This window comes from Parasedimentitalea psychrophila, assembly GCF_030285785.1.
Classification (GTDB): Bacteria; Pseudomonadota; Alphaproteobacteria; order Rhodobacterales; family Rhodobacteraceae; genus Parasedimentitalea; species Parasedimentitalea psychrophila.
On the sequence record NZ_CP127247.1, the window covers coordinates 88,266 to 107,619 of the forward strand.

Annotated in this window: 18 protein-coding genes; 9 read left to right on the forward strand and 9 right to left on the reverse strand. The window is 58.8% G+C overall.

The genetic code is table 11. The annotated features are described in order from the left end of the window. Positions 1–12: 12 nt before the first annotated feature. The 3 genes from QPJ95_RS00450 to QPJ95_RS00460 all read right to left on the reverse strand — a co-directional run bounded on the left by QPJ95_RS00450 (position 13) and on the right by QPJ95_RS00460 (position 4,354). On the reverse strand, positions 13–1,179 hold the full coding sequence (locus tag QPJ95_RS00450; RefSeq protein ID WP_270918643.1) for a M20 aminoacylase family protein: 1,167 nt from the start codon (positions 1,177–1,179) through the stop codon (positions 13–15). Positions 1,180–1,367: 188 nt separating this feature from the next. After that, entirely contained in the window at positions 1,368–2,531 is a 1,164-nt protein-coding gene (gene argE / locus QPJ95_RS00455) for an acetylornithine deacetylase (RefSeq protein ID WP_270918644.1), read from the reverse strand. A 2-nt stretch (positions 2,532–2,533) separates the two neighbouring features. Then, positions 2,534–4,354, reverse strand: a complete 1,821-nt coding sequence (locus tag QPJ95_RS00460) for an ABC transporter ATP-binding protein (RefSeq protein WP_270918645.1) — start codon at positions 4,352–4,354, stop codon at positions 2,534–2,536. Between the two features lie 299 nt (positions 4,355–4,653). On the opposite strand from QPJ95_RS00460, the gene QPJ95_RS00465 reads away from it, so the two are divergent. From QPJ95_RS00465 to QPJ95_RS00475, 3 genes are all read left to right on the forward strand, one after another. After that, positions 4,654–6,354, forward strand: coding sequence for a peptide ABC transporter substrate-binding protein (locus tag QPJ95_RS00465; protein ID WP_270918646.1), 1,701 nt, complete (start codon positions 4,654–4,656; stop codon positions 6,352–6,354). Between the two features lie 146 nt (positions 6,355–6,500). Beyond that, on the forward strand, positions 6,501–7,508 hold the full coding sequence (locus QPJ95_RS00470) for an ABC transporter permease (protein ID WP_270918647.1): 1,008 nt from the start codon (positions 6,501–6,503) through the stop codon (positions 7,506–7,508). After that, the gene (locus QPJ95_RS00475; protein WP_270918648.1) at positions 7,501–8,448 is read left to right on the forward strand and encodes an ABC transporter permease; all 948 of its coding nucleotides are present in this window, start codon (positions 7,501–7,503) and stop codon (positions 8,446–8,448) included. The genes QPJ95_RS00470 and QPJ95_RS00475 overlap by 8 nt, the downstream gene beginning before the upstream one ends. Before the next feature lie 132 nt (positions 8,449–8,580). Here QPJ95_RS00475 and QPJ95_RS00480 read toward each other — a convergent pair whose 3' ends face one another. From QPJ95_RS00480 to QPJ95_RS00495, 4 genes are all read right to left on the reverse strand, one after another. After that, positions 8,581–9,861: a DUF3422 family protein gene (locus QPJ95_RS00480; protein ID WP_270918649.1), complete on the reverse strand. Its 1,281-nt coding sequence runs from the start codon at positions 9,859–9,861 to the stop codon at positions 8,581–8,583. 242 nt (positions 9,862–10,103) lie between these two features. Further along, positions 10,104–11,537, reverse strand: a complete 1,434-nt coding sequence (locus QPJ95_RS00485) for an NAD(P)(+) transhydrogenase (Re/Si-specific) subunit beta (RefSeq protein WP_270918650.1) — start codon at positions 11,535–11,537, stop codon at positions 10,104–10,106. 13 nt (positions 11,538–11,550) lie between these two features. After that, positions 11,551–13,122 carry a Re/Si-specific NAD(P)(+) transhydrogenase subunit alpha gene (locus QPJ95_RS00490; RefSeq protein WP_270918651.1) on the reverse strand — a complete coding sequence of 524 codons (1,572 nt, stop codon included), beginning with the start codon at positions 13,120–13,122 and terminating at the stop codon, positions 11,551–11,553. Positions 13,123–13,260: 138 nt separating this feature from the next. After that, positions 13,261–13,710 carry a methyltransferase family protein gene (locus QPJ95_RS00495; RefSeq protein WP_270918652.1) on the reverse strand — a complete coding sequence of 150 codons (450 nt, stop codon included), beginning with the start codon at positions 13,708–13,710 and terminating at the stop codon, positions 13,261–13,263. A 407-nt stretch (positions 13,711–14,117) separates the two neighbouring features. Here QPJ95_RS00495 and QPJ95_RS00500 point away from each other — a divergent pair, with 407 nt between their 5' ends. Both QPJ95_RS00500 and QPJ95_RS00505 read left to right on the forward strand, forming a co-directional pair. Continuing rightward, a complete protein-coding gene (locus QPJ95_RS00500; protein ID WP_270918653.1) occupies positions 14,118–14,870 on the forward strand; it encodes an SDR family NAD(P)-dependent oxidoreductase in 753 nt (250 codons plus the stop codon). Then, positions 14,870–15,241, forward strand: a complete 372-nt coding sequence (locus QPJ95_RS00505; RefSeq protein WP_270918654.1) for an MmcQ/YjbR family DNA-binding protein — start codon at positions 14,870–14,872, stop codon at positions 15,239–15,241. Before QPJ95_RS00500 ends, QPJ95_RS00505 begins: the two co-directional genes overlap by 1 nt. 19 nt (positions 15,242–15,260) lie before the next feature. On the opposite strand, the gene QPJ95_RS00510 is transcribed toward QPJ95_RS00505, so the two are convergent. Then, a complete protein-coding gene (locus QPJ95_RS00510; RefSeq protein ID WP_270918655.1) occupies positions 15,261–15,614 on the reverse strand; it encodes a DUF1059 domain-containing protein in 354 nt (117 codons plus the stop codon). An 18-nt stretch (positions 15,615–15,632) separates the two neighbouring features. Between QPJ95_RS00510 and kynU the strand changes: the two genes are divergently transcribed. Genes kynU through kynA form a run of 3 tightly spaced genes read left to right on the forward strand, consistent with a single transcriptional unit; the run spans position 15,633 to position 18,131 of the window. Next, positions 15,633–16,826 (forward strand): kynureninase, encoded by a 1,194-nt coding sequence (gene kynU, locus QPJ95_RS00515; RefSeq protein ID WP_270918656.1) that lies wholly within the window; start codon positions 15,633–15,635, stop codon positions 16,824–16,826. After that, positions 16,823–17,314 (forward strand): GNAT family N-acetyltransferase, encoded by a 492-nt coding sequence (locus tag QPJ95_RS00520; RefSeq protein WP_270918657.1) that lies wholly within the window; start codon positions 16,823–16,825, stop codon positions 17,312–17,314. The genes kynU and QPJ95_RS00520 overlap by 4 nt, the downstream gene beginning before the upstream one ends. Then, positions 17,298–18,131, forward strand: a complete 834-nt coding sequence (gene kynA, locus QPJ95_RS00525; RefSeq protein WP_270918658.1) for a tryptophan 2,3-dioxygenase — start codon at positions 17,298–17,300, stop codon at positions 18,129–18,131. Before QPJ95_RS00520 ends, kynA begins: the two co-directional genes overlap by 17 nt. Before the next feature lie 77 nt (positions 18,132–18,208). Here the strand turns inward: kynA and QPJ95_RS00530 are convergent, their stop codons facing one another. Next, positions 18,209–18,790: a TetR/AcrR family transcriptional regulator gene (locus QPJ95_RS00530; RefSeq protein WP_270918659.1), complete on the reverse strand. Its 582-nt coding sequence runs from the start codon at positions 18,788–18,790 to the stop codon at positions 18,209–18,211. 97 nt (positions 18,791–18,887) lie between these two features. Here QPJ95_RS00530 and QPJ95_RS00535 point away from each other — a divergent pair, with 97 nt between their 5' ends. Then, positions 18,888–19,352, forward strand: coding sequence for a (2Fe-2S)-binding protein (locus QPJ95_RS00535; protein WP_270918660.1), 465 nt, complete (start codon positions 18,888–18,890; stop codon positions 19,350–19,352). Positions 19,353–19,354 lie beyond the last annotated feature (2 nt).

Sequence of the window (19,354 nt, forward strand, 5' to 3'; positions counted from 1 at the left end):
GGTCTTCCTTATTTAAACTGCGGGCATTCGTCGTTCGACCAATTCGGCAAACCAGCTACAGCCTGCGGGAATCACATCGTCTTCGAAATTATACGCCGGGTGGTGGCACATCGCTGTGTCGCCATTGCCGACAAAGATATAGGCTCCGGGCCGCTCTTCCAGCATATAGGAAAAATCCTCGGAAGGCATGATCGGATCGGTGTTCTCATTGACGCTGCCAGCCACAGCCCGCGCCGCTTCGGCGGCGTAGACGGTTTCGTCTGGCGTGTTGACCGTGACGGGATAGCCCGCGTCCCATTGAACGCTTGCCTGCGCGCCAAAGGCCGAGGCAGTGTCTTCGGCAACCCGGCGCACCCGCTCTTCGGCGAGGGCGCGGCACTCCGAATCCAACGTGCGCACAGTGCCTTTCATACGAACCTGATGCGCAATGACATTTGACGCGGTACTATCGGTCTCAAATGTACCAACAGTCAGCACCACACGTTTGATAGGGTCAATATTGCGCGCCACGATGGATTGCAGGCTAACGACGATCTGGCAGGCCACCAGAGTGGTATCCACCGCCTCGTGTGGTGTCGCTGCATGGCCACCTTTGCCGGTGACCACAATCTCAAAATCATCCGACGAGGCCATCAGCGCACCGGGGCGAATGAAAAATTCGCCAACGGGCATCCCCGGCATATTGTGCATGCCGTAGACTTCCTGAATGCCCCAGCGGTCCATCATGCCGTCTTCGCACATCTCGCGACCACCACCGCCGCCTTCTTCGGCGGGCTGGAAGATCAACACCACAGTGCCGTCAAAATTGCGGGTTTCGGCCAGATATTTTGCCGCCCCCAGTAACATCGAGGTGTGGCCGTCGTGGCCACAGGCATGCATCTTGCCATCCGTCTTGGAGGCATAATCCAGCCCGGTCGCCTCGTGAATTGGCAAGGCATCCATGTCGGCGCGCAAACCAATCACCCGGCCACTGGTATCGGTCCGGCCCTTGATCGTCGCAACAACCCCGGTTCGGCCAATGCCGGTGGTGATGTCGGTGACGCCAAATTCCTTTAGGCGGTCCACCACAAACGCGGCGGTTTGGTGGACGTCAAACAGCAATTCCGGCATCTCATGCAGATGACGACGCCACCCGGTGATCTCGCTGTGCATATCAGCGAAACTGTTCTTGATCGGCATATCCATCTCCCGTTGCTGCCCGCACTGTCAGATAAATAAGTTGCCTTATCAAGTATCTCAAGGAGCCATATCGGAAAGAAAATAAACGGTCACAATACGACCACCCTACACTGCAACTGACCCGCGCTGCGGCAGGCGGCAACCCTAGTTTTTCACGCAAGAATCGCAAAAAAATGGCCTTTTGGCCTTTAGCCCATCAACCGCTGCACCAATCGTTGCATGAATTTGTGGCCGGCATTGAACTGCGCGACAGTAACGTATTCGTTTGGCTGATGCGCTTGCGCGATATCGCCCGGTCCACAGACCACGGCGGAATAGCCCGCCTGCTGGAATTGCCCGGCTTCGGTGCCATAGCTGACCACATGGCTGCCATTGTCGCCGGTGATCGTCCGCGCCAGAGCCTCGGCTTCGCCGTCAGTTTCAGGTTTCAGTCCCGGCACATCAGAAATCAACTCAACCTCAATCTTCGTGTCGGGATGAATGTCCTGCATCCTGGCCTCAACGGCCCTCACTTGCTGCATATAGCTATTGTGCCAATCCACCGAACTTTCGCTGGGCAGCACCCGAATATCCAGACTAAAACGGCAATCCTTGGCGGTGATGTTCATTGCAGTGCCGCCTTCAATCACCCCCACATGCAATGTGGACCAGGGCGGCTCAAACATCGCAGCAATCGCGTCAGGTTCGCGCGCCCGGTTCTCAGCGTTGCGGGAATTGGTCCATTCAACCAACGTGCTGGACTGCATAATGGCGCTGACACCGGTATGGACCAGTGAGCTATGCACCTCAAAGCCCTGCACATGGGTTGAACAGGCATAGCAGCCTTTGTGGCCTGTTACCGCCTGCATCATCGACGGCTCGCCCACAATCACGGCAGAGCCTTTGGGAATGACACCCTGCATCGCCTCGATCATCAGCGGCGCGCCGATGCAGCCAATTTCCTCGTCATAGCTCAGCGCCAGTTGCAGCGGCCGGGTGACGCCACGGTTCTGCGCCTCGACCAATGCCCAGATCGCCAGTGCATCAAACCCCTTCATGTCGCAGGTGCCGCGGCCATAGTATTTGCCGTCGCGTTCCTCCACGACATAGGGATCGCTGTCCCAGGCCTGGCCCTCGACCGGCACCACATCGGTGTGGCCGGACAACACGACCGCCCCTTCGACCTGCGGCCCTACATGGGCAAACAGTGCCGCCTTGGGCTGATCGGGGTCGGTGAATCGGTGACAGGTGATCCCATGCGAGGCAAGGTAGCCCTCGACCCACTCAACCAACGGCAGGTTGCTGTCGCTGCTCACAGTGGGAAACGAGATCAGCTGCTGCATGATCTCAAACGGCGTCAGGATTTGAGCCATAATCAGTAACCGCTATCGGTGGTTAGCACAAAATGCCCCGGCGTGATCTCAAGATATTGCGAAGCTTCAGGCTTATAGCCCAGATCATGGATCGGTGACGGGATCGATTTGAAGTTCAAATCCTTCTCAGACTTGCGCTGGCGCGGATCGGCAATCGGAACCGCCTTCATCAGCGCCTGAGTATAGGCGTGCTGCGGGTTCTCAAACACCTGCGCGCGCGGCCCCATTTCAACGATCCGGCCCAGGTACATCACCCCAACCTGATGCGAGACCCGCTCGACCACCGCCATGTCGTGGCTGATGAACAGAAAACTGATGCCCAGATCGGCCTGCAGTTCCATCATCAGGTTCAGCACCTGTGCCTGTACCGAAACATCCAGCGCCGACACCGCCTCATCGGCGATGATCAGTTTTGGGTTCAGCGCCAGAGCCCGGGCGATGGCAATACGCTGCCGCTGTCCACCGGACATCTCGTGCGGATAGCGGCGCATAAAGCTGCGCGGCAACTGCACCCGATCAAACAGGCTGGCGACACGATCCAGCAACTCGGAGCCGCTGGCCAGATTATAATTGCGCATCGGCTCAGCAACCTGGTCCAACAGCATCATCTGCGGGTTCAGCGAGGCAAACGGATCCTGAAAGATCATCTGCATGTCCTGGCGGACCTTGTGCATTTCGCGCTGATCAAAGCCCAGCACATCCCGTCCCTCAAAGTTCACGGATCCAGACTGCGGGTCAACCAGGCGCAGGATGGCGCGGCCTGTGGTGGATTTACCGCAACCGGATTCGCCAACCAGCGATAGGGTTTGACCCTTATTGATGGTAAACGAGACATCTTCGACCGCATGCACCTGTGCCACGGTGCGCCGCATAAAACCGCCTTTGACGTCAAACCGGGTGGTCAGGTTTTCGACCTTCAACAGCACCTCGTCGGTGCCCTTGATCGGATCGAGGTTCTGGCCTTCGACCCCCATCAGCTTCATCGGCTCCGGATAGGCCTTGCCGCGCATCTCGCCCAGTTTTGGCACCGCTGCAAGCAGGGCCTTGGTGTAATCGTGCTGTGGGTTTTCAAAGATCTCTTCGACCGTGCCTTCTTCTACCTTGTTGCCACGGAACATCACCACAACGCGGTCGGCCATCTGGGCCACAACCGCCATATCATGGGTGATAAACATCACTGCAGTGCCGGTTTCGCGTTTCAAGCGATCCATCAGCGCCAGAATTTCGGCCTGAATGGTCACGTCCAGCGCCGTGGTCGGCTCATCTGCGATCAACAGGCGCGGTTCGCAAGCGATGGCCATGGCGATCACAACCCGCTGGCGCATGCCGCCGGACAATTCATGCGGATACTGGCCCAGACGCCGTTCCGGCTCGGGAATGCGCACCTGACGCAGCAGCTCCAGCGCCCGCTCATTGGCCTGGGCCTTGGTCAGCCCCTTGTGAACCCGCAGCCCTTCGGTCAACTGCCGCCCCACGGTGAACACCGGGTTCAGCGCGGTCATCGGTTCCTGAAAGATCATCCCGATTTCGTCGCCGCGAATCTCTTTCATCACATCTTGTTTGGTATTCGCCAGATCAATGGTGTCGCCGTCACGGCGGCTGAACATCAATTCCCCGGCGGCGATCTCACCACCGCCGAATTCAACCAGCCGCATCAACGACAGCGACGAAACTGACTTCCCAGAGCCGGATTCACCCACCACACAGACGGTCTCGCCGGGGTTGATTTCAAAAGAAACGTCTTCGACTCCGACCACCGGACCATCCTTGGTCTGGAATTCGACACGGAGTCCCTTAATCTGAGCAATCGGTTGATCAAGCACCCTGGCACTCCCTTGGTCATCGTGTTTTCTGTTCGCTGGACGTTACGCGGGCCTAGCAATGCCGTCAAACCCTGTAACGAGATTTTCCAACGGAAGGCTTGCAATTTTCTCAGGTTCTGTTTCGATACGGGCAGTGACCGCAGAGGGGGAAGGACACGATGCATGGCAGCCAACGCCATGCTTAGAGCGTCTTCGGTAAGCCCCTGACGGTACATCTATAAACCGCAGTGATTGCGGAAAAACCCGTGGCCAACTATAGCTCGGGATAAAGGCACATAAGTGTCGACAAGGAGTGTGAAATGAAACTTAAAACCCTTTTGCTTGGCGCCATTGCCAGCACAGCACTGGCCCCAGCCGCCTTTGCTGAGCGCGGCTCGGACGGCCACGTCAACATCATCTATTGGCAAGCGCCTTCGATCTTGAACCCCTATCTGTCCAGCGGCACCAAGGATATCGAATCCGCTTCGCTGGTGGTTGAACCGCTGGGTCGTTACGACCAAGACGGCGCTTTGGTCGCCTATCTGGCCGAAGAAATTCCAACCGTTGAAAATGGCGGCGTTGCTGCTGACCTGAAGTCGATCACCTGGAAACTGAAGTCCGGCCTGCTATGGTCTGATGGCAGTGCCGTGACCTCGGCTGACGTCAAATTCACTGCTGATTACTGCATGGACCCGGCCGGCGGCTGTGCGCAGCTGGCCAAATTCGAAGGTGTTGATTCGGTTGAGATCATCGACGATCTGACCGTGACCGTCACCTTTGGCGAAGCCAAACCAAACCCCTATGGCCCGTTCATGGGTGGCCAGTCGCCCATCCTCCAGATGGCGCAATTCGAAAACTGTACCGGTGCCAAGGCACCTGAATGTACCACCGCCAACTTTGGCCCGATCGGCACCGGCCCGTTTGTGGTCACCGATTTCCGTCCCAATGACGTGATCTCGATGGTTGCCAATGACAACTACCGGGATGCCTCCAAGCCTGCGTTTGCTTCGCTGACGTTCAAAGGTGGCGGCAGCGCAATGGCCTCTGGTCGTGCGGTTCTGGAAACAGGCGAGTTCGACTATGCTTGGAACCTGCAGCTGGCACCCGACGTTCTGGCAAAAATGGCCGAAGGTGGCAAAGGCACCGCGGTTTCCGCATTTGGTACACTGGTAGAGCGTATCGAAATGAACATGACCGATACATCGCCTAGCCTGCCCGAAGGCGAGCGCGGTACAGTCATGCACCCGCACCCATTCCTGTCAGATGTCCGAGTGCGTAAAGCACTGTCGATGGCTATCGACCGTGAACTGCTGGTAGAAATTGGCTACGGCCAGGCAGGTCGCGCAACTTGTAACCTGGTGCCTGCACCGCTGATTTATGCGTCGGATAATACCGATTGCCTGATCCAGGACATCGAAGGTGCCAAGGCGTTGCTGGACGAAGCTGGCTATACTGTCGGGTCCGATGGTGTACGTGAAAAAGACGGTGTTCGTCTGTCCATGCTGTACCAAACTTCAACCAACGCCGTTCGTCAGGATTTCCAGGCGCTGATCAAACAGTGGTGGGAAGAAATTGGTGTTGAAACCGAGCTGCGTAACATCAACGCGTCGGTGTTCTTTGGTGGGGATCCAGGATCGCCCGACACATTCCAGCGTTTCTATGCAGACGTTGAAATGTACGCCAACAACTTTGATGGCACCGATCCGGAAAGCTATCTGGCGCAGCACACTTGCGACAAAGCACCTAAGCCCGAAAGCCAGTGGCAGGGTGAAAACATGAACCGCTACTGTGACCCAGCCTATGATGCGCTGGTTGCAGAACTGGGTCGCACCGGTGAATTGTCCAAGCGTGGCGAAATCGCCAAAAAGCTGAACGAAATGCTGACCAAAGAAAGCTACGTCGTTGTACCGCTGGTTGACCGTGGTCGTGTATCTGCCCACGCCAACAGCCTTGGTGGCGTTGTCCTGAACACATGGGACAGTGAACTGTGGAATGCTGCGGACTGGTACCGCATCAAGTAAGAGGTGAATGCCTCTGGAGGCCCCGGTGTGACACCGGGGCCTCTTGCCCTTCGCCACCGGTAACGTATACGGCGCTGGCGACAAAAACTGAGGCCCAAGGCCCCGCTCCCCTACTTTAAGACGCATTCGCAAAGGCGCCCCACCTGATGCTGACCTTTACAATCCGGCGACTGCTCATGTCAGTGCCGACCCTTCTCTTCATCAGTCTGGTAATCTTCTTGCTGCTCGAGCTCGCCCCCGGCGATCCGATGGCGCAGGTTCCACTGACTGTCCCGCCCGAAGTCAAAGAAAAAATGCGCGAGGCCCTGGGCCTTGGCCAACCGATGCACATCCGGTTCTGGAAGTGGCTGGTTCAGTTTTTCTGGATCGAACCACAGGTGATGATCGACCATTTCTTTGGCACCACCTATGCTGTTGGCGACCTGCGGGTGATCTCCTGGCAGACCCGCTCGCCGGTGATGGACACCGTGGTTCAGCGTATTCCGCAGACCCTGTGGGTTGTCGGCACCGCTTATATCGTCGGCATTCTGATCGCGCTGCCGATCGGCATCTACTCGGCTTACCGCCAATATTCAGTGTTCGATCAATGCGGTACCTTTATCACTATGGTCGGCTTTTCGATCCCGCCATTCTTTACCGGGCCACTGCTGATCGTGGTCTTCTCGGTGCAGTTGGGCTGGTTCCCGTTTATCTATGACACCACCCATGTGGTCGATGACTGGGACAGCTTTGTGTACCAGCTCAGGCAGATGATCTTGCCAGTGATGGTGCTGGCGCTGCAAACCACGGCGCAGATCAGCCGCTATATGCGCGCCGCGATGCTGGACAATCTGAACCAGGATTATGTCCGCACTGCCCGCGCCAAGGGTCTGAGCGAAGCCGTTGTGGTGATGGTGCATGTGCTGCGCAACTCGATGATCCCGGTGGTCACGGTGATTGCACTGGGCATGCCTGCCATCTTTGGCGGTGCCATTATCACCGAACAGGTCTTCTCGGTGAACGGCATCGGCTCGCAATTGATCACCGCATTGTTTGCCAATGACCTGCCCACCGTGCAGACGCTGACCTTTATCTTTGCGATGCTGATCGTGTTCTTCAACCTGATTGCAGATATCCTCTACGGCCTGCTTGATCCGAGGATCCGCTATGACTGATCTGTCCAACCAAACCCCGCTTGCCCCGCCACGCAGCCAATGGCTGAGCGTCTGGGACCAACTGAAAAAGCACAAAGGCGCGTTGCTGGGAGGAGGCTTCTTGCTCTTCATCACCCTGGCAGTGCTGCTGGGGCCCTTTGTCTGGTCGCTGGATCCGCAAAAGATCGACTATCGAGCCCGCGATTTCCGGCCGATCTATCATGCTTTGTTCGACGCTGATGCCAAAACCGCCTGGGGCAACCCGCTGGGCACCGACCAATTGGGCCGCGACGGGCTAGCCAATCTGCTGGCCGGCGGGCGGACTTCGATGGCGGTGGGCTGGGCGGCAATGCTGCTGACCCTGTTCATTGGCACCTTGATCGGGGTTGTTGCCGGCTATTTCAAGAAGCTGGACGGCCCGCTGATGCGGCTGACAGACCTGTTTCTGTCGCTGCCGATCCTGCCGCTGCTGCTGGTGGCCGTGACCCTGTTTCGGCAACCCTTGCACGCCAACTTTGGCCCCGAAGGCGGTATGTTCATCCTGATTGTTGCCATCATCGGCATCACCAGCTGGATGCCGACGGCGCGGATTGTGCGCGGCGACGTATTGGCGCTGAAGGAACGCGAGTTTGTTGTCGCTGCGCGGTCCATCGGCACCCGGCCCGGCGCGATGATCTGGCGCCACCTGCTGCCCAATGTGATCTCACCGATCATGGTCTCGGCGACGCTGGGACTGGCGGCGGCAATCATCACCGAAAGCGCGTTGTCGTTCCTCGGGGTTGGTTTTCCATCGGATTTCCCCACCTGGGGCAAGATGCTGGCTGACGCGGTACAGCGGATGGAAGAATTCCCCGAGCGGGTGATGCTTCCCGGTGTTGCTATCTCGCTGACGGTGCTGAGTGTGAACTACCTGGGCGACGGGCTGCGGGATGCGCTGGATCCAAGGATTCGGGGCCGCTGATCCGGGACCTGACACGACAGCACAGAACACAGCCGCTCCGGATTGGGGCGGCTGTTTCATTTGAGTATTTGAAGCAAAAAGAAACCGGGGCGGTGATGGGGTTTCCCGCAGGCGGTTTGCGGTCGCAAGATATCAATGAAGTTTTTTTCGAATGCGCCGCACTGCCAGCCAGACCAGCGCCACCACCGGTAACGTGATGATGGCGGTCAGGGTGCCCTTGCTGAGGCCCAGAAGCACCGCCAGCGGATAGCCGGCATAGGCCGCGAGCGACACACTGTAGTAGCTGATGGCGACGACGGACAGGCCCTCGACCGTGGTCTGCAAGCGCAGCGCCAGATCAGCACGCCGGTCCATGCTTTCCAGCAGCGCCTGATTCTGGGCACTGCGTTCCACATCCACCCGCGTTCTCAGCAATTCACCGGCGCGGCGCGCCCGATCCGCCAGAATACCCAACCGCGCCTCGGTGGATTTCACCGTCCGCATCGCCGGTTCATAGCGGCGCAGCATGAAGTCAGCGAAGCTCTGATATCCCGCATAGCGCGCTTCGCGCAGCAGGCGAATGCGCTGGTTGACCAGTGCCTCATAGGCGCCGGTGGCGCCAAACCGGAACGCCGACCGCGCCGCCATTGTTTCCAGCTCGGCCGAAATGGTCAGCAGTTGCGACAGGGTCTGATCGGCAGGCATCTGGCCGCCGGTCATCTGCATCATCATCTCCGACAGGTGGGTGTCGAGCCCGCCGATATCCGGGACAAGCCGCCGCGACTGCGAGAAACCCAGCATCGACATCGCCCGGTAGGTCTCGATCTCGCAGAGCCGCTGCACAATGCGCCCCACCCGCCGAGCTCCGGTTTCAGGGCTGACAAAGACCGCAAAGCGCATGTGGCCGGCCGGATCAATGCGGAAGTCTCCCGCCACCACCGCACTGCCATCCAGCACCTCGGAGACGGCCAGGCTTTCGGGCACAAACCAGTCGCCCAGATCACCGGCCATCTGGTCAGCCTGGGGCCGTGTCTCAACCCGGATAACAAGGGATGTAACGCGCTTTCCCGGCGCCGCAGCCAACCAGTTTGCCGGGAACGCCTCATAATCCACCGGATCAAAGGCGCGGCTGCTGACCCCGACCGAATAGATCATATAGCTGACGAATTCGGTGTGCTGTTCCCACTTCAGATGATGTCGGCCGATCTGCGCTGAATGGTGAGTGGCCCCGGGTTTGGGATGGGGCGCGTCATGGCGGTCCAGCAGATCAATCAGGTGCCGCAGATCCTGACTGCGATCGCGGTGCTCCGCCTCATGGTCCTGTTTGATGGTCAGATAGACCACCGTGCAAGGCCCCTGCATGGTGAGAAAGGGACGTGCGTGCAGCTCGTTGGCAAGCTGATAGCGCAGCGGGTGGTCCTGTATCTGTGGCATTGCGGGCTCCTGACATGAACCGGCACAGTATCCGGCCACCTCAGACCTGTAAAGAAATCTATTATTTCAACATGTTACCGGAATACCGTCGTATACAGACAGCTTCGTCAGAATTTGCAGGACCAGGTCAAGGGGCTCTGCCCCAGGGGCCTGAAGCCCCTCCCCGCAGGTATTTGAAACAAGAAGAAGATATCAAAAAGGCGCCCCCGCAGGAGCGCCTTTTGGTCGTGATTTCCGTTGATTTAGGAGATCAATTTCAGCAGCATATCCAGGCTGGCCTTGGCATCGCCGTAGAACATGCGGGTGTTGTCCTTGAAGAACAGCGGGTTCTCGATACCGGAATAACCAGTGCCCTGACCGCGCTTGGAGACAAACACCTGCTTGGCTTTCCAGCATTCCAGCACTGGCATGCCGGCGATCGGCGAGTTGGGATCGTCCTGTGCCGCCGGGTTAACGATGTCGTTGGAGCCGATGACGATGGCCACGTCGGTGTCTGCAAAGTCGCCGTTGATTTCATCCATCTCCATCACGATGTCATAGGGTACCTTGGCCTCGGCCAGCAGCACGTTCATATGGCCGGGCAGACGCCCCGCAACCGGGTGGATGGCAAAGCGCACAGTCTTGCCCTTGGCGCGCAAGCGGCGGGTCAGTTCCGCCACATTCTGCTGCGCCTGTGCCACTGCCATACCGTAACCGGGGATGATGACGATGCTGTCGGCCTCGTCCAGGGCTGTTGCAACACCGTCGGCGTCGATGGCGATCTGTTCGCCCTCGACCGCCATTTGCGGGCCTGAGGTGCCGCCAAAGCCGCCCAGGATCACAGAGACAAACGAGCGGTTCATCGCCTTGCACATGATGTAGGACAGGATCGCACCGGATGAGCCGACCAGTGCGCCGACCACGATCAGCAGGTCATTGCCCAGCGAGAAGCCAATCGCCGCCGCCGCCCAGCCCGAATAGCTGTTCAGCATCGACACCACCACCGGCATGTCGGCGCCGCCGATGCCCATGATCAGATGATAGCCGATGAACAGCGCCGCCAGTGTCATCAGCGCCAGTGGCAGCAAGCCTCCGGTGTTGAAGTACCAGACCAGGCAGATGACCGAGAGTGCCGCCGCACTTGCGTTCAGCATGTGACCGCCCGGCAGTTTTGTCGCCACCGAGCCAAGCTTGCCCGACAGTTTGCCATAGGCAACCACCGAACCGGTAAAGGTCACCGCACCGATAAAGATGCCAAGGAACACTTCGACCCGCAGGATTGATTGCTCAACAGGTGTCTTATGCGCCAGCAGACCGGCAAAGCCCTCCAGACCCTCGCGCGCCTCAGCAGACATCGCCAGGACATTGCCCAGCTCAATATGGGCGTTGAAGCCGACGAAGACCGCAGCCAGGCCGACCAGCGAATGCATCGCCGCCACCAGCTGTGGCATCTCGGTCATCTGCACCTGTTTTGCCACATAGGTGCCGATCATGCCGCCGCCTGCGATCAGCAGCAGCGACAGTAGCCACAGGCCTGAGCCAGGACCGACAAGCGTTGCGAACACCGCCAGGCCCATGCCCACGATGCCATACCAGACCGCCCGCTTGGCGCTTTCCTGACCGGACAACCCGCCCAAGCTCAGGATGAACAAAACAGCCGCAACGACGTAAGCGGCAATTGTGAAGCCAAATTCCATGATCCAGTCCTCCTTAAGATTTCTGGAACATGGCAAGCATGCGCCGTGTTACGAGGAAGCCGCCAAAGATGTTGATCCCCGCCATGAAGATGGACAGCGAGGCCAGCAGGATCACGAGAAAGGAACCTGATCCAATCTGCATCAATGCGCCCAGAATGATGATCGACGAGATCGCATTGGTCACCGCCATCAGTGGCGTGTGCAGCGAGTGCGCCACCCCCCAGATCACCTGAAAACCAACAAAACAGGCCAGTACAAAGACGATGAAGTGCTGCATGAAGGAGGCCGGTGCAAACAGGCCTGCCAGCAGGATCAAGCCGCCGCCAACCGCCAGCAAAGTGATCTGCTGTTTGGTGGCCGCTTTGAAGGCGGCGACCTCAGCCACACGTTTTTCCTCCGGCGTCAGCTCGGGCACCACCTCTTTCGGCTTGGCGGCAATTGCCTGAATTTTTGGCGGCGGCGGCGGGAAGGTAATCTCGCCCTGATGGGTGACCGTGGCGCCGCGAATGACGTCATCTTCCATGTTGTGATTGATCTGGCCGTCCTTTTCAGGGGTCAGGTCAGTCACCATGTGACGGATATTGGTCGCGTAAAGCGTCGAGGCCTGCGACGCCATCCGGCTGGGGAAATCGGTATAGCCGATGATGGTGACGCCATTGTCGGTGACGATCTTTTCGTCCATCACCGTCAGCTTGCAGTTGCCACCCTTTTCCGCCGCCAGATCCACAATGACCGAGCCGGGCTTCATTGCCGCGACCATATCTTCGGTCCACAGCTCAGGCGCCTCGCGGTTGGGGATCAGCGCCGTGGTGATGACGATGTCAACCTGCGGCGCCAACTCGCGGAACTTGGCCAGCTGTGCCTCGCGGAACTCTGGGCTGGACACTGAGGCATAGCCACCAGTGGCGGCACCATCAGCCTGGGTTTCCTCAAAGTCGAGATAGACAAACTCGGCCCCCATCGATTCAACCTGCTCGGCCGCTTCGGGACGCACATCAAACGCCAGGGTGATCGCACCAAGGCTGGTCGAAGTGCCAATGGCAGCCAACCCGGCAACGCCAGCGCCAACCACCAGAACCCGTGCCGGCGGCACCTTGCCCGCCGCCGTGATCTGACCGGTAAAGAAGCGGCCAAAGTTGTTGCCCGCCTCGATTACCGCGCGGTAGCCGGCGATATTGGCCATCGACGACAGCGCGTCCATTTTTTGCGCCCGCGAAATACGTGGCACCATTTCCATCGCGATCACATTGGCGCGCTTGGATTTGGCCAGCTCCAGCCCATCAGCGTTGCCGCCGGGATTGAAAAAGGAGATCAGCGTCTTCTTGCCGTTCAACCGCTTCAGCTCAACCTCGCTGGGCTGGCGCACCTTGGCAATGATATCCGCCACCTTCCACAGGGCTGCCGCAGTTTTGAGGATCTCAACACCTGCCTCAACATAGCTGGCATCCGAGAAACCAGCCGCCAGTCCGGCGCCGGTTTCAATGGCGCAGTCATAACCCAGTTTCTGCAACTGACGTGCAGAGTCCGGCGTCATCGCAACGCGCGCCTCGCCCTTAAACATCTCTTTTGGTGTACCTATCTTCACCGTATCGGTCCCCCTCGGCTTGGCCGTGCCCGCACCGATCGGGTACGGATCGCAATAAATTCTCCTACCCGACGCAAGATACTTGCGCAAGGACTTCGCTGCAACGCCGCATTTCTTGACTGCAGCGCGGCATTATCTCTAAACCCAGCGGCGGGTCTTTTGTTCGTAGCGGCCCCATTCAGCACGAAACGCGCGCCGCATCCGGTTCTCTTCCGGGACAATGAACCGCTTTTCCAGTATCCAGGTGAACAGCGGGATCATCGGCAATGACAGCACCGCATCGAACCACAGGATGAAGCCTGCCAGAATGAGAACGTCCCCCAGATAGATCGGATTTCGCGAGCGGCTGAAGATCCCTGACTGCACCAGATGGCTCGGCGTCTTATGTGGCAGAACGGTGGTGCGCTGCCGCCGCATTTCATAGACCGCCAGCGCCGTCAGCAGCAGCCCGCCGCCGATCAGCAATCCGCTCAGGAAATCAGCCCAGCCATCGCCGAACCCCAGCCCCAACGAAAGGAACCTCGCCTGTGCCCAGGCGCCAAGCACGCAGCCCAACAGCCACAGCGGTGGCAGATCCAACCGTTGCATCAAAAATCGCCCCGCTGAGGGGTGTTTATAAATATCTTGATCATTGCGGGTCACTTTCCCCTTCTAAAGTCCACAGGTCCAGAGCCAATCGACCTCTGGGGTTCAGAAAGGACAGATTGCCCAAAACTGATACAAACGACGAATCTCTTCCCGATTGCGGCATGATCCTGCACATATTCACAAAAATGCCTACGTATACTTTGGCATGCTGCCCTTGGTTGATAGCCGTCCAGCCCATTTTCGCATGGGCGCGGTGCTCTTTGGGCCGGTGATATGGTCCGCTGACATGCTGCGCAGCGGCGGCATCACAACGGCGCCAAAACAGGCAAACGCCAGTTTGGTGACGGCACGACCTGCTTGCCATATTTCTGACGCTGGCTAGGCTCGTGCCAACAGGAGATTACAACATGACATTAAACGGCAAACACGCATTGGTCACCGGCGGCGGCACCGGTATCGGACTGGCAATTGCCCAGGCACTGGCGGCGCAGGGGGCGCAGGTCACCATCACCGGGCGCCGCGCCGAGGTGCTGGAGCAGGTTGCGGGCAACGGGCTGCACGCCGTGCAAATGGATGTGGCAAACGAGGACTCGGTGGTCAGTGGCGTCGCCAAGGCGATTGAGGCCCGCGGTCCGGTGCAGATCTGCGTGCCCAATGCCGGCATCGCCGAGGGCCGCGCCCTGCATAAAACCGACATGGAGTTCTGGCGCACCATGATGGCGATCAACGTCGACGGCTGTTTTCTGACCATCCGCGAGTGTCTCAACTCCATGCACGGCACCGACTGGGGCCGGGTTATCGCGATTTCCTCAATTGCCGGGCTAAAGGGGCTGAAGGGTGCCAGCTGCTATTCGGCCTCCAAACACGCGATGATCGGCATGATCAAGGCTCTGGCCGCTGATCATCTGGGCAAGCCCTATACCTTCAACGCCCTGTGCCCGGCCTATGTGGACACCAATATTGTGCCACAGAACCTTGCCAGCATCATGAAGCGCACCGGCATGAGTGAAAAAGAGGCGATGCAGGTCATGGTGGGTGCCAACCCTCATGGCCGTCTGATCGCCCCCGAAGAGGTCGCCGAAGCAGCACTGTTCCTCTGCGGTCCAAACTCTGGCTCGGTGAACGGTCAGGCCATTCAGATTTCTGGCGGCGAAATGTAATGGATCGCGCCAGCTTCAACACATTCTGCGCCGCCATGCCCGCCACCAGCCATGTGGTGCAATGGGGCAATGCGGATGTGTGGAAAGTCGGCCCCAAGGTCTTTGCCATCTGTGGCTGGGCCGACGGGCGCGATGCTTTCACCTTCAAGGTGAGTGAGATCGCCTATGAGGTGTTACAAGAGCAGCCGGGCATCCGCCCTGCCCCCTATCTGGCCTCCCGCGGGATGAAATGGTTGCAGCACTATGACAGTCCGGGGCTGTCTGATGCCGAGTTGCGGCGACACATCCAGATTTCCTATGATCTGGTCGCTGCGGGTCTGTCAAAAAAGAAACGCCGCGATCTGGGCATTCCCGAGCCAAGTCAGACTTGAGCCAGCCAATCAAAGGCGCTCAGGTCTCCACCTTTACCCGGACTTCAACCGGCGTGATCAACGTGGCCAGATAGGTTCGGGTATCGCTGTCCCAATCAGCAGGGTCTTCGCCATGCGCAAATTCAGCATGCAGTTCGATGAGTTTCCAAACCTCGGTTTCCGTGGCCGCCACCAGGCTGGCTGGGCAGGTTTCCATTCCTTCACAATCGCGGCAGGCATATGCGTACGCATTGGACATCGCTGATCCCCTTTTCCACCTTTTACCATTTAGAACCACGTCTGTTTTAGGCAAGCGGATTAATCTCGGGTATAATTGGCTCGACAGCTTGCCTCGCGTCGCATACTCAATTTGAGCTTTATCCTTGAATTCCATTTGTCCAACGAGGCCCCTATGACCGACTTTGCCGCCACCAAAGCCATGTTCCACCTGCCTCAGGGCATGATCTATCTGGACGGCAACTCGCTGGGCCCGCTGCCCCTTGCCGCCACCAAACGGGTTGCCACTATGATGCAAGACGAATGGGGTGAGATGCTGATCACCGGCTGGAACAAGGCCGGCTGGATGCAGAAATCCACCGATCTGGGGGATCGCATCGGCCGCCTGATCGGAGCTGAGCCAGGCCATGTGGTGATGGGCGACACCCTGTCGATCAAGGTCTATCAGGCTGTTGCCTCGGCGCTGGAGCTGAACCCAACGCGCAAGGTGGTGCTGTCCGACAACGGCAACTTCCCCACCGATCTCTATATGGCCGACGGGCTGCTGCGCTCGCTGGGCGATGACTATGAGTTGCGGGTGGTCGATCCACAGGCGGTGGGTGACAATCTGAGCGACGACATCGCGGTGCTGATGTTGACCCAGGTGGATTATCGCACCGGCCGCGTTCACGACATGCAGGCGTTGACCGAACAGGCGCAGGCCAAGGGCATCGTCACCGTCTGGGATCTGGCCCACTCCGCTGGCGCGCTGCCAGTGGATCTGGCCGCTTGCAACGCCGATTTTGCGGTGGGGTGCAGCTACAAATACCTCAACGGCGGCCCTGGAGCTCCGGCCTTTATCTATGTCGCCCCTCGCCACGCCGATCAGGTCCGCCCGGCCCTGTCCGGCTGGCTGGGCCACGAGGCCCCCTTTGCCTTTGACCTCAACTACCGCCCAGCCGTCGGCGTTGAACGGATGCGCGTCGGCACCCCGCCGGTGCTGCAGCTCACCGCGCTTGAGGCAGCAATGGACATCTGGGACATGGTCGACATGGGCTCGGTGCGCGCCAAGTCCATTGAACTCTGTGATCTTTTCATTGCCGAGGTCGAGGCCCAGTGCCCCATGCTGACCCTCGCCAGTCCCCGTGATGGCACCCAGCGCGGCAGTCAGGTCTCGTTCCGCTTCCCCGAGGGCTATGCGGCTATGCAGGCGATCATCGCCCGCGGTGTCATCGGCGATTTCCGTGCCCCAGACATCATGCGCTTTGGCTTTACCCCGCTGTATATCGACGAGGCAGACGTGCGCGCCGCTGTTGCCATCATCGCCGATGTGATGGGAAATGCGCTTTGGGACCGCCCCGAATACAAGATCCGCTCTGCGGTGACATGAGTGTCGCGATTCGGGCATATCATCGTGATGACGCCAAGGGGCTGGCCGATGTCTTTTACGAGGCGATCCATACTGGCGCCGCAAAACACTATACCCCGGCCCAACGACAGGCCTGGGCTCCCTACACAGATATGCCCGATACATGGCCCGGCAGGCTGGCGGTGCTCAATGTCTGGGTGGCCGAAGCTGACGGCGAGATTGCCGGTTTCATGGCCGCAACCCCGCAGGGCTACATCGACTTTGCCTATCTGCGCCCCCGCTGGATGGGCCGCTCTGTGGCGCAAGCTCTCTATGACGTCATCCTTGAACGGGCGCGCAGTGCAAATCTGACGCGGATGACGACCCATGCCAGCCTGTTGGCGCGGCCCTTCTTTGCCCGTCAGGGGTGGCAGGTCGATAAAATGGAAATAGTTGACATTAACGGCGAACAGCTAAAGCGCTTTGCCATGTCACTGACTTTGGGAGCCCCCCATGACCCAACCCTATGACCCGGCCAAAGATGGCGCCGAGATGGATTTCAAAGACCGTATGTCTTATGGCGATTACTTGTCGCTGGATATGTTGCTGAACGCTCAGCAAACCTGGACCGACACCCATGACGAGATGCTGTTCATCATTCAGCACCAGACTTCGGAACTGTGGATGCGGCTGGCGCTGCACGAACTGGACGCCGCCCGCAATAGCCTGCTCGGCGGCAAAGCGCATCAGGCCTTCAAAATGCTGTCCCGGGTGTCGCGGATCTTTGAACAGCTGAATTCGGCCTGGGACGTGCTGCGCACGATGACGCCTTCGGACTATACCGCCTTTCGCGATGCTCTGGGGCAAAGCTCGGGCTTTCAGTCACATCAGTACCGCCAGATCGAATTCATGCTGGGCAACCGCAATACGGCAATGCTGAAACCGCATGCGCATCGCCCGGATCTGGTGGCACTGCTCGAGGCTGAACTGGCGCAGCCATCCCTGTATGACGTGGCCATCAAGGCGCTATCCCAAAGCTTCTCGCTGCCCGACGAGGTGCTGAACCGAGACCTGCCCGAGGCCTACCAGCCGCACGCTGCCGTTCAGGCCGCCTGGACCGAGGTCTACCGCAATCCGGAAAGCCACTGGGAACTGTATGAGCTGGCGGAAAAGCTGGTGGATCTGGAGGATTATTTCCGCCGCTGGCGCTTCAACCATGTGACCACGGTTGAACGTGTCATCGGCTTCAAACGCGGCACCGGCGGCACCGGCGGCGTCAGCTATCTGAAACGGATGCTGGCGGTCGAGCTGTTTCCCGAACTGTGGCACCTGAGAACCGAGTTATAGCAAGTACAATTGTGCAAAACGGCGCGGTAATCTTCGATTTCTTCAAGAAATCGGCACGGAAAATTCTAATTTTCCGGCTACCTTGGCCTGAGAGCCGCGCCAAACAGCAGGGCCAACTGCGCCACTCCAGAAGCATAGCTGGCGTAGTCCTTTGATGTATGTTTGACACCCTTCATCGCCGAACAAAAAACCCGCGCGATTTCACCCACGTCACCCGGCAGCACCACCCGACCGGCCTCAGCCTCGGCATTCAACCAGCTCACATAGACTCCCTGCAACGCTGTTTCACCAATTGCAATCGCCTCACCGGCAGCACTCATACCGGCTTCGAACAACTCGAGCCCATGTGGTGATGTCATCATCGCTTTCATCGCTGGGCCTCCCTGAGCGTCAAAGGCCGCTTGCAATCGCTTTTCCAAACTGCCTGTCGTAGTCAGGGCAACAGCCACCTGCTCCAGCGCCAGCCCATAGTGCGCCTCGACCAGGCCGGCAAAGATCGCTTCTTTGTTGCGATAATGCAGGTACAATGCAGGCCGTGACATGCCCGCACCACGGGCGATGTCATCCATTGATGTCTTGCGGAACCCATATGCGGAAAAAGCCACCCAGGCCGATTCCAGGATCGCCCGCTGCTTCGGGTCGTCACTTGCTTTGATCATAAAACCGCTTCTGCCATTTTGGCTGAATTTTGTCAATTGACATCCTGACACATGATGCTCATTTTGTCATGATCCGCACAGCAGAGAGTATACCCCCATGTCGACATCCCTTCGCATCAACGGCAAATCCCATCAGGTTGATCTGCCCGACGACGTTCCCCTGTTGTGGGTCCTGCGCGATGACATCGGGCTGACCGGCACAAAATACGGCTGCGGCGTTGCCGCCTGCGGCGCCTGCACCGTGCATATCAACGGGGTCGCGGTGCGGTCATGCCAGACAACACTGGGCGATGTTGACGGCGACATCACCACCATCGAAGGCCTTGGTGCCCCCGATTCCCTGGCACTGATCCAACAGGCCTGGGTCGACCATCAGGTGGCACAGTGCGGCTACTGCCAGTCCGGCCAAATCATGCAGGCCGCCAGCCTGTTGGCCTCAAACCACTCGCCCACGGACGCTGACATAGACGAGGCCATGCGCGGCAATCTCTGCCGCTGCGGCACCTATCCGCGCATCCGCGCAGCGGTGCATAGCGCCGCGTTGAAATTGAAGGAGGTCTGATC

Coding starts and splice junctions, on each gene's coding strand:
- QPJ95_RS00535 (WP_270918660.1), top strand. CDS start 18,888: ATGTCGACATCCCTTCGCATCAACGGCAAATCCCATCAGGTTGATCTG.
- QPJ95_RS00485 (WP_270918650.1), bottom strand. CDS start 11,537: ATGGAATTTGGCTTCACAATTGCCGCTTACGTCGTTGCGGCTGTTTTG.
- kynU (WP_270918656.1), top strand. CDS start 15,633: ATGACCGACTTTGCCGCCACCAAAGCCATGTTCCACCTGCCTCAGGGC.
- kynA (WP_270918658.1), top strand. CDS start 17,298: ATGACCCAACCCTATGACCCGGCCAAAGATGGCGCCGAGATGGATTTC.
- QPJ95_RS00465 (WP_270918646.1), top strand. CDS start 4,654: ATGAAACTTAAAACCCTTTTGCTTGGCGCCATTGCCAGCACAGCACTG.
- QPJ95_RS00450 (WP_270918643.1), bottom strand. CDS start 1,179: ATGCCGATCAAGAACAGTTTCGCTGATATGCACAGCGAGATCACCGGG.
- QPJ95_RS00530 (WP_270918659.1), bottom strand. CDS start 18,790: ATGATCAAAGCAAGTGACGACCCGAAGCAGCGGGCGATCCTGGAATCG.
- QPJ95_RS00495 (WP_270918652.1), bottom strand. CDS start 13,710: ATGCAACGGTTGGATCTGCCACCGCTGTGGCTGTTGGGCTGCGTGCTT.
- QPJ95_RS00500 (WP_270918653.1), top strand. CDS start 14,118: ATGACATTAAACGGCAAACACGCATTGGTCACCGGCGGCGGCACCGGT.
- QPJ95_RS00470 (WP_270918647.1), top strand. CDS start 6,501: ATGCTGACCTTTACAATCCGGCGACTGCTCATGTCAGTGCCGACCCTT.
- QPJ95_RS00505 (WP_270918654.1), top strand. CDS start 14,870: ATGGATCGCGCCAGCTTCAACACATTCTGCGCCGCCATGCCCGCCACC.
- argE (WP_270918644.1), bottom strand. CDS start 2,531: ATGGCTCAAATCCTGACGCCGTTTGAGATCATGCAGCAGCTGATCTCG.
- QPJ95_RS00480 (WP_270918649.1), bottom strand. CDS start 9,861: ATGCCACAGATACAGGACCACCCGCTGCGCTATCAGCTTGCCAACGAG.
- QPJ95_RS00510 (WP_270918655.1), bottom strand. CDS start 15,614: ATGGAATTCAAGGATAAAGCTCAAATTGAGTATGCGACGCGAGGCAAG.
- QPJ95_RS00475 (WP_270918648.1), top strand. CDS start 7,501: ATGACTGATCTGTCCAACCAAACCCCGCTTGCCCCGCCACGCAGCCAA.
- QPJ95_RS00520 (WP_270918657.1), top strand. CDS start 16,823: ATGAGTGTCGCGATTCGGGCATATCATCGTGATGACGCCAAGGGGCTG.